At 64.3% G+C, this 12,932-nt stretch carries 11 protein-coding genes; 2 read left to right on the plus strand and 9 right to left on the minus strand.

All coding sequences use genetic code 11. The features are described from left to right. Window positions 1–35 precede the first annotated feature (35 nt). Window positions 36–2,879, plus strand: coding sequence for a methyl-accepting chemotaxis protein (locus R5H32_RS05170; RefSeq protein ID WP_318337614.1), 2,844 nt, complete (start codon window positions 36–38; stop codon window positions 2,877–2,879). Between the two features lie 72 nt (window positions 2,880–2,951). Next, a complete protein-coding gene (gene cheB, locus R5H32_RS05175) occupies window positions 2,952–3,992 on the plus strand; it encodes a chemotaxis-specific protein-glutamate methyltransferase CheB (protein WP_318337615.1) in 1,041 nt (346 codons plus the stop codon). A 111-nt stretch (window positions 3,993–4,103) separates the two neighbouring features. On the opposite strand, the gene R5H32_RS05180 is transcribed toward cheB, so the two are convergent. From R5H32_RS05180 to R5H32_RS05220, 9 genes are all read right to left on the minus strand, one after another. Beyond that, window positions 4,104–4,487, minus strand: coding sequence for a hypothetical protein (locus tag R5H32_RS05180; RefSeq protein WP_318337616.1), 384 nt, complete (start codon window positions 4,485–4,487; stop codon window positions 4,104–4,106). Further along, on the minus strand, window positions 4,484–5,344 hold the full coding sequence (locus tag R5H32_RS05185) for a CheR family methyltransferase (RefSeq protein ID WP_318337617.1): 861 nt from the start codon (window positions 5,342–5,344) through the stop codon (window positions 4,484–4,486). The genes R5H32_RS05180 and R5H32_RS05185 overlap by 4 nt, the downstream gene beginning before the upstream one ends. Beyond that, a complete protein-coding gene (locus R5H32_RS05190) occupies window positions 5,341–5,796 on the minus strand; it encodes a chemotaxis protein CheW (RefSeq protein ID WP_318337618.1) in 456 nt (151 codons plus the stop codon). The genes R5H32_RS05185 and R5H32_RS05190 overlap by 4 nt, the downstream gene beginning before the upstream one ends. Continuing rightward, window positions 5,793–7,856, minus strand: coding sequence for a chemotaxis protein CheA (locus R5H32_RS05195; protein WP_318337619.1), 2,064 nt, complete (start codon window positions 7,854–7,856; stop codon window positions 5,793–5,795). Before R5H32_RS05195 ends, R5H32_RS05190 begins: the two co-directional genes overlap by 4 nt. Continuing rightward, window positions 7,793–8,158 carry a response regulator gene (locus R5H32_RS05200; protein ID WP_318337620.1) on the minus strand — a complete coding sequence of 122 codons (366 nt, stop codon included), beginning with the start codon at window positions 8,156–8,158 and terminating at the stop codon, window positions 7,793–7,795. The genes R5H32_RS05195 and R5H32_RS05200 overlap by 64 nt, the downstream gene beginning before the upstream one ends. Further along, the gene (locus R5H32_RS05205; protein WP_318337621.1) at window positions 8,149–8,496 is read right to left on the minus strand and encodes an STAS domain-containing protein; all 348 of its coding nucleotides are present in this window, start codon (window positions 8,494–8,496) and stop codon (window positions 8,149–8,151) included. Before R5H32_RS05205 ends, R5H32_RS05200 begins: the two co-directional genes overlap by 10 nt. Before the next feature lie 87 nt (window positions 8,497–8,583). Beyond that, a complete protein-coding gene (locus R5H32_RS05210; RefSeq protein WP_318337622.1) occupies window positions 8,584–9,552 on the minus strand; it encodes a glucokinase in 969 nt (322 codons plus the stop codon). A 109-nt stretch (window positions 9,553–9,661) separates the two neighbouring features. Continuing rightward, the gene (locus tag R5H32_RS05215; protein WP_318337623.1) at window positions 9,662–11,743 is read right to left on the minus strand and encodes an ABC transporter ATP-binding protein; all 2,082 of its coding nucleotides are present in this window, start codon (window positions 11,741–11,743) and stop codon (window positions 9,662–9,664) included. A gap of 12 nt (window positions 11,744–11,755) precedes the next feature. Then, window positions 11,756–12,931: an ABC transporter permease gene (locus tag R5H32_RS05220; protein ID WP_318337624.1), complete on the minus strand. Its 1,176-nt coding sequence runs from the start codon at window positions 12,929–12,931 to the stop codon at window positions 11,756–11,758. Between the last annotated feature and the right edge of the window lies 1 nt (window position 12,932).

Here is a 12,932-nt window from a genome sequence, read left to right on the forward strand (position 1 = left end):
GCCCGACGGCGGTCCGGGCGATCCGCGACTTTTCCATGGCCTGGGAGCGGCTCGGCAAGTCCGCTCCGGAGATACTCCAAGAACAGTTCATAACCCGCAATCCCTACCCGGACGGAGAGAGGTACCGGCTAGAGCAACCGGCCAGCGTCTCGGACTATTCGATTGCCCATAACCGCTACCACGCGGGCTTCGTCTCGATGTTGCAGCAGAAGGCCTATCATGACCTCATGATCCTCGACCACGAGGGCAACGTGCTCTACAGCGTCGCGAAGGAAGGCGACCTCGGTCAGAACATCTTCACCGGTCCGCTTCGCACGAGCCTGCTCGCCAAGACCGCCCGCCGCGCCATGCAGGCGCCGGATACGACGGTCCTCTTTTCCGATTTTGACCATTATGGCCCGTCCAAAGGGCGGATGACGAGCTTCGCGGCCGCACCGATCCGATCGGTGGATGGGCGGGTGCTCGGTGCGTTCGTGTTCCAGATCTCGGCTGAACAGCTGACCGCGTTGCTCGGTACGGAGTTCGGCAAGGAATCGGGCGCGCTGATCTATCTTGTCGGACGGGACTACCGGCTGCGCACCAATGTCGGGGGCGAGCCGACCGCGCTCACCCAGAGAAGCGCCGCCGACGTGCTTAAGTCTGCTTTTCGCGAGAACCATGCCCTTGCCCGCGAGGACGGGCTGTTCGGCGCGCCTTCGGTGCTGATGACCGGTAGGATCGCGCTGCCGGGGTTGGATCTTGCATTGATCTACGAGGAGCCGATGTCGTCGCTTCTCGCGCCGGTCGCGCTCCTGACCGAGCGAATGGTGCTGGGCGGCATCGCCTCGATGGCGGCGCTCGGCCTGGTCGTGTTTCTTCTGGCGCGCAGCCTGGCACGGCCACTTGAACGGACCGCGGCGGCAATGAGCGTGATCGCCGCCGGTGATTACTCGGTGCCGATCCGCGATACCGCCCGGCGCGACGAGATCGGCACGATCGCGCGGGCGCTTGAAACCGTGCGTGACGGGTTGGCCACGACCGCTGCCATCGCCCGCGATGCCGCATTCAAGAGCGCCGCCTTCGAGAGTTCGTCTGCCGCCCTTATGATCGCGGATCGGGATCTGCGCGTGAGCTACGTCAACCCGTCCGCCATCGCCCTTCTCGAGCGCCACGTCGAGGAGGTTCGAAAGGCAAAGCCCGGATTTTCCCCGGACGCCGTTGTCGGTCACAGCCTCGAGACACTCGGCATCCTGCCCGAGGCGGTGCGGCTCCGGCCGGAGGATGAGGCGTCTCTGCCGTTCTGTTCGGAGGTGCAGCTCGGTGATGCCCGCTTTGCGCTCGAAATAAACGAGGTCGCAATGGACGGTCAGGGCCGCATCGGAATCGTGATCGAGTGGCGCGACGTGACGGTCGAGCGGATGAACAGGGCGGTCCTGGCGGCCATCGACAGGTATCTCGCGACGGCCGAGTTCGATGCCCAAGGACGGCTCATCAGGACGAACCCAAAAATGGTCGCGCTGCTCGGCGCGCCTGAAGGTGAACTCCTCGGAAAGAATCACACCGAGGTTCTCCGGGGCGATCCGGACGCGAAGGACGATCTGGATGCGGTCTGGGTTCGTCTCCTGGCCGGGGAGTCGGTTTTCGGGCAGTTCCGAACCGGTTCCGAAGCGGGACGCGAAAGCATCATCGACGGCGGCCTCTCGCCGGTCCATGACGGGGACGGCCGACTGCTCAAGGTGTTCCTCATGGGATCCAATGTGACGGAGGCACAGAATGCGCTGCGCGCAGCCGAGATCCGCAGGCGCAACATGGAAGCCGCACAAAGCCGGGTGGTGGAGGCGCTTCGGGTCGGTCTCAGCCATCTGTCCGACGGCGACCTGACCGCGCGCATCGATAGCGAGTTCGCCGCGGATTATGAGACCTTGCGCATGGACTTCAACCAGGCCGCGGCCCGGCTTGCCGACGCGATGGGCGCGGTCATCGAGAATGCCTCCACGATCGAGGTTGATGCGCTCGAAATCGCTCAGTCGGCCGATGATCTCAACGGCCGGACCGAAAGGCAGGCCGCAACGCTGGAGCAGACGGCGGCGGCCCTCGACGAGCTCACGATGTCGGTCAGATCCGCTGCGGCCGGCGCCGCGGAAGCCAGCAGCGTCGTCGGAAATGCTCGTGCTTCGGCTGAAGCATCAGGAGCGATCGTAGAGGAGGCGGTGCGAGCGATGGGCGAGATCGAGTGCTCGTCGGAAAGAATCGCGAAGATCATATCCGTTATCGACGACATAGCTTTTCAAACAAACTTGCTTGCACTGAACGCGGGTGTGGAGGCGGCGCGGGCAGGCGAGGCCGGACGCGGCTTTGCGGTCGTGGCGGCCGAAGTCCGCGCGCTCGCTCAGCGATCTTCGGAAGCGGCTCGGGAGATCGACACTTTGATCTCGGCTTCTTCCGGCCAAGTCAAACGCGGTGTCGGTTTGGTGGCGGAGACGGGGCGTGCCCTAAAGGATATCGTGGCTTCTGTGTCCAGCATCGCTGCACGGGTGTCAGAGATCGCCATCTCAGCCCAGGAGCAGTCGGCAGGACTTGCCGAGATCAACGTAGCGGTCAACCAGATTGATCAGGTGACACAACAAAACGCCGCCTTGTTCGTTCAGGCCGCAGCGGCGGGCCAGTCCCTGACACGGGGTGCGGAAATGCTCAATGCTACAATGGCCCGGTTCCGAATTGGCGGCGCGAAGGATACCCATGAGCCAGAATACTCGATGGCCCGTAGCAACGGTGAGGCTACAGCTAATGTGAGACCGCGCCGCTCGGCCTGCCGCGGACCCCTGCGGGCCGGCAACTCGAACCTTTTCACAACGATAGCGGTCGAGAGAACGGAGGCCGAGGATTGGAGCGAATTCTGAGTGTTGGAAGGACTGTGGCGTCGGCAGTCGTAGTCAAAGAGTCCCGAGCCGCTAACACGCGACCACACGATCATGGTCGCTAGACTGCTGATCATTGATGATTCCGCGACCATGCGCGCAATCATACGCGAGGCAGTCGCGCATGATCCGCGAATCCGGTTGGTGGCCGAGGCAGCGGATCCGATCGAGGCTCGAGACAAGATCAGGAAGCACTCACCAGACGTGCTGACGCTCGATATCGAGATGCCTAGAATGGACGGGCTGAGCTTTCTCGACCGTCTCATGCGGCTTCGTCCGCTTCCGGTAGTAATGATATCCGGCGACTCTCCGCGAGGGAGTTCAGCGGCAATAGAGGCGCTCGCGCGTGGGGCGGTCGACTGTATTGGCAAGCCCGACAAAAGCTGTCGCCGCCCTTTCGACGGACTTGGGGACCGCATTTTGGCCGCGGCTCGGGCGCAGGTGCGGGTTCGCGATCCCAATCTAAAAACTGTCCCTTCATTCTCCACTACGCGATTCCGATGGAACGGGCGTTATGTTTTGATCGGTGCATCGACAGGGGGCGTAGAGGCACTGGAGATCTTGCTGTCAGGTATTCCTGCGGACGGTCCTCCGATCGTCATCTCGCAACACATGCCTGAAACAATGCTTGAGCGATTTGCGACGCGGCTTGACGCGCGGATCGCACCGCGAATGCGAATTGCTCGCGAGGGAGAGCTTATTCTGCCGGGTAATGTCTATCTGGCCCCCGGAGGAGGGGACGACCTTGTCATCGGAGCCGGGACGCCCCCGCATTGCAGGTTACGAAAGGCCGAGCTGTCGCACGGCCATAGTCCGTCAGTGGAGGCGATGTTCGCCTCAGCCTTCCACATGGCGAATGACATCGTGGCTGTGATGCTCAGCGGCATGGGGCGCGATGGCGCGCTTGCGATGGCTGAACTGCGCCGGTCCGGTGCACGATGCCTCGCCCAGGATGCAGCCAGTTCGGTGATATTTGGCATGCCGGGCGCAGTATTGTCATCCGGGGCCGCGGAGGCCGCAGTGCCGATCAACCGTATGTCGCAGGCAATTCTCGAACTCACCGGTTCCGTCTCGGGAGAGATGCTTCCACTGTAGTAAGGAGTGCGCGCATGAGTCTGGACGCGGTGCATCTGATGCCGGAGCGGTAGGCGTCCGACACCGTTTCGAAAACCTGTAGTGGCTGTTCCGCGCCCGCAGGCTGGTCAGTCAAAACCAAATCACGTCCCCCGGACGCGATTTGGCTTCTTCGCTTTCCACCCTGCCGGATTCGGCCGCTCGTCGGCGCAAGTAACTGTGCCGTCGATCCGAAATTAGCGCAGAGGTCGCCACCGTGAGGTCTTGGGGCAAATGAGCGGGTAGAGTTGCCATCAGGCGGCCGACATTGTCGAGACCTTGGCTGAGCCGGTCCAAGCCCTGCAGCTTCGCGAGCGTTTCCGGATCAGGCGGATCTGAAACGTCGCAGTGAGAGAGTGCCTCTTGGACGGATCCCGCCAGGGTCGCTAGATCTGAGAGTTCGGTGGCGACATCCTGCAAGAGTGCCGCCAGGGCGATTCCGACAGGTTGTTCGCAAAGCTCTGAAGTCACGGTCACGACCAGGCTCCAACATCCGGATGATCTGGCAGTCGCCGGTAGCACGTCACGTCGTCCGGGCGCAGCGGCAGCCCGCAATTGGTTGGGATATGTTCAGAATGACCAAGGAAAAGTCTGCCATCCGTGCCAAGTGCACCTGCGAACCGCCGCCACAGTCGGTGTTGCGTTTCGGGTGCGAAGTAGATCGCGACATTCCGGCAAACTATGATGTCGAAAGGGCGACACATCGGCCAATATCCCTGCAGGTTCAACTCGCGAAACCGGACAAGTTCGCGCACCGCCGGGATGGGTCTGCAGACGTCTCCTTCGAATGTGAAGAAGCGCGATTGCATTCCAGCAGGCACGGATGCGAGCGAGGCGGTGGAATAGTCGGCGCTGCAGGCGTTCGCGAGAGCCGCTCGGTCAATGTCGCTCGCCAGAATACGGATGTCGTGCAGACCTGCATCCGGCATCATGTCAAGAACCACCATCGCGAGTGAATATGGCTCCTGCCCGACTGCGCACCCGGCGGACCAGAGTCGCACACGCCCCCCGCGGCGTGCACGTGCGATCAGCGGCGGCAATACCTTGGCACGGAGGTGCTCGAAGTGGTGCGGCTCCCGAAAGAAGTTAGACTCGTTGGTTGTAACAGCAGAAATGAAGTGATGGCGTTCGTCACTCCAGGCAGGTGAGCGCAGCAAATCAAGATAGGCGTCGAGATCTGCGAGGCCGAGAGCGGTCAACCGGCGGCCGATGCGCGCGCCGATCATCGCGGCACCATCCGTGGGCAGGACGATCCCCGTCAAATGCTCGGCGTGCAAGGCGATCGCCGCGGCGGCCGCCGAAGTGTCTAGCAACGGTTCAGCGCGCCCGTTCATGCCAGATCGACCCGGCGGTTGGCCAGAATTGCCGACAGGTCGATCACGCGGACCATCTGGTCACCCACGAGCGCAAGCGCGGCAAGACAGTCCTCGCCCTTGCCGCGCGCGACCGGCGGCAAGGCTTCGAGCAAATCGCGTGAAACCGGACGGATCGTGTTGACCGCCTCGACGATGAGGCCCGCGGATTGCCCCGCGGAATCGACAACGATGATCACATGGCGCTCATCTATCGCCATGGCGGGAAGTCCAAGACGAGCTGCGAGGTCGACGACCGGCAGGATCGTTCCACGCAGATTGATCACGCCCGACAGGTAGGACGGCGCATGTGGCACGGGCGTCGGCGCGCTCCACGTCCGAAGCTCCCGGACAGTCATGACGTCTAGACAAAAGCTCTCTTTCCCGAGGTGGAACGTCAGGAGTTTCACCTCCTCGGGTGCCGGGTTCGTCATCCGAGCGAACCTCCGATGTGGTGAGAGGCGGCCGGGGTGGCGGCTTGTGTCTTCGACCTGATGAGATCGCCCGGGTCGAGGATGAGCGCGATCCGTCCGTCTCCCAGGATTGTCGCCGCCGAGATCCCGCGAGGTTGCGCTAAGATGCTGCGGATCGGTTTGACCACGACCTGCCTTTGATCGAGGATCGCATCGACGACCAGAGCGGACCGTACTTCGTCCTCGGCTTCGGTCAGGATCGCGATCGCGTGCAGCGGTCCCTCTTCCGCGGTGCGGTAACCGAGTGCATCTGCGACGTCACAAACCGGGACGAATTTGTCGCGGATCCGCAAGAGATCGCGCCCCGGCCCGAGGTTTCGCCGTTCGAGCCCACGGACCGCCGCGGATTCGATCACCGCCGCCACCGGCATGACCAGGACCTGCCCCGCGACGCGCACGATCATCCCGTCGAGAACCGCGAGCGTGAGCGGCAAGGACAGGCTGAAGCGCGTACCACACCCTATATCCGACTGGATCGACAGCCTCCCGCCCAAACGCGTGATTGCAGTCCTGACAACGTCCAGTCCAACACCGCGGCCAGACACGTCGTTGACCGACGTTGCCGTGGAAAAGCCGGGGTGGAAGAGCAGCTGATCGATTTCGTGGTCACTCATTTCCGTGGTCGCATCGATGAGCCCCTTTGACGCGGCCACCGCGCGGATCCGCGGACGGTCAAGCCCGGGTCCGTCATCAGAAAGTTCGACGACGAACCGCCCGGCCCGATGTGCCGCGGTGAGCGTAATCGTGCCTTCGTCGGATTTGCCGGCGCGGCGCCGTTCCTCGACCGGTTCGAGTCCATGATCTACGGCATTGCGGACCATGTGCATGAGCGGATCGGCCAGCTGCTCGACAACGGTGCGGTCGACCTCGGTCAGCTCGCCCTCTGTTCTCAGCCGCGCCGGCTTGCCGAGCGCCTCCGCCGTTTCGCGCAGGATCCGCCCCATTCGCTGGAACAGGGGCTTCACGGGTTGCGCGCGGATCGTCATGACCGTGTCCTGAATGTCGCGGGTCAGCGCCGAGAGGGCTTCGAGTCTCGGGGAGATATCGGAATGGGTGGCAAGCCCGGCATCGCGGATCGACTGACTCAGGATCGATTGAGTGATCGCCAGTTCTCCAACAAGATTCATGACGCGGTCAACGCGGTTCAGATCAACCCGAATGGAGCGAGCGGGCTCGGTCCCTGGGCGTGGTGCCTGCAACGGGGCCGCAACCGGCGGCGGGGTTTCGCAGTCGGAGGCATCCCGGTCGATCGCAAACTTGCAGACATCCTCGACGAAATCGAAGATCTCCACGATCTCCGAACGATCGCGATCTCCTGGAAGCGCCAGAGACCAACCGATATAGGCCCGATCCGGATCGAGCCCGGCGAGCGGCGGAAGCGCGGACGTGTCGCAGGTCACCCCGCTTGCACCCAGGGCGCGCAGTGCCTGCAACAGGAAGAGCGGCTCGTTGCCGGTGGCGAAAAGCGTTTCGCTCGGTCGGAACGTTACACGCCAGGCCTGATCGGCGTCGCCGGCCGCAGTCGCCCTGCCGGCTCCGGCGGGCGCGAAGTTGGCGAACGGATCGGCGGTCGCCGGGCCCTCGGTCGAAGTCGCGTCTCCAGTGGAGCAGGCCGAGACCAGGTCGGCAAGATGGTCCGTGGCGCGGACTAGCGCCTTCGTCGTCGCGCCGTCGACTGGAACCGTGCCCGATCGTAGCCCCTCGAGCGTGCCTTCCATCCGGTGGGCGAAGCTGGCGAGAGGCCCAAGCGCGAAGGCGCTCGCGCCGCCCTTGATCGTATGCACTGCCCGAAAGGCGCTGTTGACGGCCTCTGGGTCAGGCGCGCAGCCGCGGTCGCAGGCGGCCTCGACGATTCCGAGCGCGTCGCGCAACTGTTCGATCTGCTCCTCGCATTCGACATGGAAACCGGCGCGGATTCGATCCATAGGGTCGCCCGGCGTTGACATGCTTTCACCCGTCACCGGACGACCATCTGCAACGCACGGATCAGCTTCGGGGCATCGAAGGGCTTCACGATCCATCCGGTGGCGCCCGCAGTACGGGCACGGGCCTTCAGTTCCGGTGCATCCTCGGTTGTGAGGACGAGGATCGGTGTCGAGCGGTGCCGTTCGATCCGCCGCACGGCCTGGACGAATCCGAAGCCGTCGAGCCTCGGCATGTTGATGTCCGACAGAATCGCGTCGGGGCTGAAGTTCTCGAGCGTTTCGAGCCCCTGCTGGCCGTCCTCGGCCAGGCGCACCGTGTAGCCCGCGGCACCAAGCGCCAGCGCCAGCATGTCGCGCATGGTACGGCTGTCGTCGACTGCCAGGATGTTCACGCCCATGACGTGCAAGTCTCCGCCTCGTCGAGTCCGTCGCCTCGGCCAGGAACATGCGCGGCAAGGTCGCCGGGCGTGAGGCCGAAGCTGCGCAGCGCGTCCGAGAACGCCTCGGACATCGGCGTGACGTCCAGGTGCCGGCCGTCGACGCGCCACGCCGCCGCCGCTGCCAGCAGCACTTGAAGGCAGGGTGTGCCGAGATGTTCGACGGCGCCGGCATCGACGCAAAGGGCTGCACCGCGCCGTAACAGGAGTGCGTCCCGAAGCGGACCGGACGCCGTCAGGTCGAGCCGCGCCGGGAGCGGCAGGGCCGGGGCTTCGCCGACCGCCTTCGTGGGAACCACGGATTCTCGCACCTTGCCCTCGCCAGACTGAAGCGTCCCGCTCAGGCTAGGGCGAAAGCTCTTAAGAATGGTTTGACGTCTGAAGGCTCAAGCGGAGTTCGTCGTGCCGAGGCAGAGCGCGCAGCCTTCCAGGGCGGCATAGTCGTCTTCGATGATCGAGACCGGAAATTCCTGCATGAAGCCGGAGAACCGGCCCTTGTCGCGGAAGGCCTCGGCAAGGCCGAAACCTGCGTAATGCGCGGTGAAGGCGCGGGCGACCCCGCCGATCAGGTGGATGCCGCCGAAGGGCAGGTGGCTCAGCGCAAGGTCACCCGCGACGGTGCCGAGAAGGCGCACGAAGCTAGCCCCGGTCGCGGTCGCCACGGGGTCCGCGCCTTCGGCGATTGCCGCCATGATCGCCGCGGCAGCCGGTCGGTCGTCGCGTCCCGCCTCGCTGGCGTGAAAGGCGAAAAGACGCTCGAGGCCACGGCCGGACAGCACGTCCTCGATCCCCGCGAATCCATGCGCGGTCTCGACGCAACGCATAAGTCTCAGATCGGCATCGCTGCGTACCGGGATCGTCATATGGCCGCATTCCGAGGCGGTGACGATCCGGCCGGCCGGGGTCTCGTGCACCGGGGCGGCGTTGAAACCGGTGCCGATGCCGATGACGAGCTGCGCCGCGCCGGGCTTGCGCGGGCCGGCGGCGGCGATGAGCGGGCGGAGACTGCCCGGCGCCAGGTGGTCGAGCGCATGGCCCTGCGCCTGAAGGTCGTTGATGACCGCAACGCGCGTAGCACCGGTCGCGTCGGCCACCGCATCGCGGTCGATGGTCCAGTCAAGATTGGTCATCGTCGCCACCCCGTCGGCGACCGGACCCGCGACGGCGACGCAGGCGCCCTCGCAGCGCGGGTCGCCGGCAGCCGCGAGATAGGCGGCGAGCACCGGACCGAGGCCGGGATGATCGGCATTGGCGAAGCGCCGGATCGACGCGCGGTCGACAATTCCGTCAGGCGCGAGTGCCACACGGGTGTTGGTTCCGCCGATATCGGCCACGAGGGTCAGCGTCTGGGGCATGGGACGGTCTTTGGATCACGATCGGTCGGGCGATTGCCCGCACCCGCGTCATAGGACGTTTCGGCCCGCCGCATCAAGCGCCGCGCCGCATAGGGCGCGACGCGCAGGCTCACTCCGCGGCGATCTTGATCACCGGCTCCATCGAGCCGAGCACCTCGTCGGAGAGGTGGCACTTGACCTGATGCCCGTCGGCAAGCGTCCGGAACGGCGGCACCTCCTTGTCGCACAGCCCGCCCGGCACCTTGGACTTCCAGCGGCAGCGGGTCTGGAACGGGCAGCCCGGCGGCGGATTCATCGCCGACGGAATGTCGCCCTCGAGCACGATCCGTTTCTTCTCGACATGGGTGTCGGCAATCGGAACCGCCGACAGCAATGCCTCGGTATAGGGATGGTAGGGCGGTGCGAAGACCTGGTCTGTCGAACCCAGCTCCACCACATGGCCGAGATACATCACCATCACCCTGTCGGAGAGATAGCGCACGATCGAGAGGTCATGGGAAATGAAGAGCAGCGTCGTCTTGTTCTCGCGCTGGATCTCCATCAGGAGGTCGGTGACCGCGGCCTGAACCGAGACGTCGAGCGCCGAGACCGGCTCGTCCGCCACGACGATCTTGGCGCCGCCGGCGAAGGCGCGGGCGATGCCGACGCGCTGCTTCTGACCGCCCGAAAGCTGGCGCGGCATCCGCTCGGCGAAGGCGCGCGGCAGCTTCACGAGGTCGAGAAGCTCCAGCATCCGGTCGCGCCGCTCGTCGTCGGAATTGCCCTGTCCAAAGATCTCCAGCGCCCGGATGATCTGGCGTCCCACCGTCATCGAGGGGTTGAGCGTGTCGAACGGGTTCTGGAACACCATCTGCACGCTCGACACCGTCTCGGTCGAGCGATCCTGGATCGGCGTCGACTGTATCTCGTGGTTGTGGAGCAGGATCTGGCCGGAGGTCGCCGTTTCGAGCCCCATCAGAACCTTGGCGAAGGTCGACTTGCCGCAGCCGGACTCGCCGACGATGGCCAGTGTCTCGCCCTCGTGCGCCTCGAAGCTCAGGGTCTCGTTGGCCTTCACCACCTTGGTGCTGCCGCCGAAGAGCGCGTTGGCGCTGACCTCGTAGTATTTTCTGAGGTCGTCCATCTTCAGCACGACATCGCCGACGGGAGCCTTCTCGGTGGTCTTGGACGCGACGAGCGGCGCGTTCCAGTCGATCTCGGCGACCTTGAGGCAGCGGGTATCGTGGCGGTCGTGGCCCTCGACCGGGAACATCGGGATCTCGCTGGCATCGCAGCGGCCGGCCTGGAAGTAGTCGCAGCGCGGGCCGAAGTTGCAGCCGTTCGGCCGTTCGTGGGGCAGGGGGAAGTTCCCCGGAATCGCCACGAGCGGCCGTGCGTTCTTGTCCGCGCCCGGCAGCGGGATCGAGCGGAAGAGCGCCTGGGTGTAGGGATGCTGCATCTTGTCGAAGACATCCTTGATCGATCCCGTCTCCACCGCCTCGCCGGAATACATCACGCAAAGCCGGTTGCAGACCTCGAGGACGAGCCCGAGGTTGTGTGAGATGAACAGCATCGACGTGCCGTATTTCTTGCCGAGATCCTTGACGAGATCGACCACCGCGGCCTCGACGGTGACGTCGAGCGCGGTCGTCGGCTCGTCGAGGATCAGAAGGGATGGCTTCGACATCAGCGCCATGGCGATGACGATGCGCTGCTGCTGGCCGCCGGACAACTGGTGCGGGTAGCTCTTCAGGATCCGCTCGGGGTCGGGCAGGCGCACGTCGGTCACGACTTCGAGCGCGCGGTCGTAGGCTTCCTCCTTCGAAACGCCCTCATGGATCATCGGCACTTCCATGAGCTGCTTGCCGATCTTCATCGCCGGATTCAGCGAGGCCATCGGCTCCTGGTAGATCATCGCGATCTCGGAGCCGCGGATATCGCGCAGCTCCTCCTCCGACATCGTGGTGAGGTCGCGGCCCTTGAACTTGATCGTGCCGCCAACGATGCGGCCGTTCTTGCCAAGGTCGCGCATTACCGCGAGCGCGACGGTCGACTTGCCGCAACCGGATTCGCCCACGAGCCCCATCGCCTCGCCGGGCTGCACCGTGCAGGAGAAATCCATCACCGCAGGGATTTCGCGCAGCCGGGTGAAGAAGCTGATCGAAAGGTTCTCGATCTCCAGGATCGGGCCGTCATAGTCCTTTGTCGACATACCGTATCCCCCTTAATCCCTGAGGCTTTCTTCGCGAAGGCCGTCCGCGAGAAGGTTGAGGCCGAGAACCAGGCTCATCAGCGCGAGCGCGGGCACGATCGCCGGATGCGGCGCGATGGTGAGGAGCTTGCGGCCGGCATTGATCGTCGATCCCCAGTCGGGGCTTTCCGGGCTGAGGCCGAGGCCGAAGAAGCCGAGGGTCCCGAGGAGGATCGTCGTGTAGCCGATCCGGAGGCAGAAATCGACGATCAGCGGCCCCCGCGCGTTCGGCAGGATCTCCCATAGCATGATGTACCAGGGTCGTTCGCCGCGGGTCTGGGCGGCCGACACATAGTCGCGCGTCTTGATGTCGAGGACGATGCCGCGGATGATCCGGAACACGGTCGGAGAGTTCACGAACACGACCGAGACGAAGACGATCAGGATGTTGCCCGGCACATGGATGATGTCGAGCGCGTTCGGCAGAACCGCGACCTTGGTGCCGACCTCGCCGACGAGCGACAGGTAGAGATAACCACCCACCACCGCGATCACCAGCAGGACCTTGGTGCGGAACTCCGGCACTACGTAGTAGCGCGAGTTCACCAGCACCATGAGGAAGGCGATCGGGAACAGGAACAGCACCAGCGCCATGTATTGCGGCATCCCGGTCTCGACGATCTCCGGCGTGACCAGAAGGTAGAACAGCAGGATTACCGGGAAGGCGAGGATCAGGTTGGCGAGGAACGACAGGAAGGTGTCGAGCCTGCCGCCGTAGTAGCCCGCCGGCAGCCCGAGCGAGATCCCCACCATGAAGGCGAAGAGCGTCGCCAGGGGCGCGATCTGAACCACGATACGGCTTCCCTCGACAACCCGGCTGAAGACGTCGCGACCGAGATGGTCACCGCCGAGCAGGTACCAGTTTGCGCCGTCGGGCTGCACCGTGCCGGGCAGCTTGTTCTTCATCTGACTGATCTGCGCCAACGGGTCATGGGTGACGATGAGATCCGCGAAGATCGCGGTAAAGACCCAGAACATCACCAGCGCGAAGCCTATCATCGCAATCGGCGAGTCGAAGAGCTTGCCATAGAGGCCAAGCCGGCGCTTGTAGCGGATCGAGACCGCGAAAAGCACGACAAGAGAGATCCAGACCGGAAGAAAGTTCTTCAGGATCCCGACGAGAATTCCGCTCCATCCGAGGTCCTGCATG

It is taken from the genome of Defluviimonas sp. D31 (genome assembly GCF_033436765.1).
Lineage (GTDB): Bacteria > Pseudomonadota > Alphaproteobacteria > Rhodobacterales > Rhodobacteraceae > Albidovulum.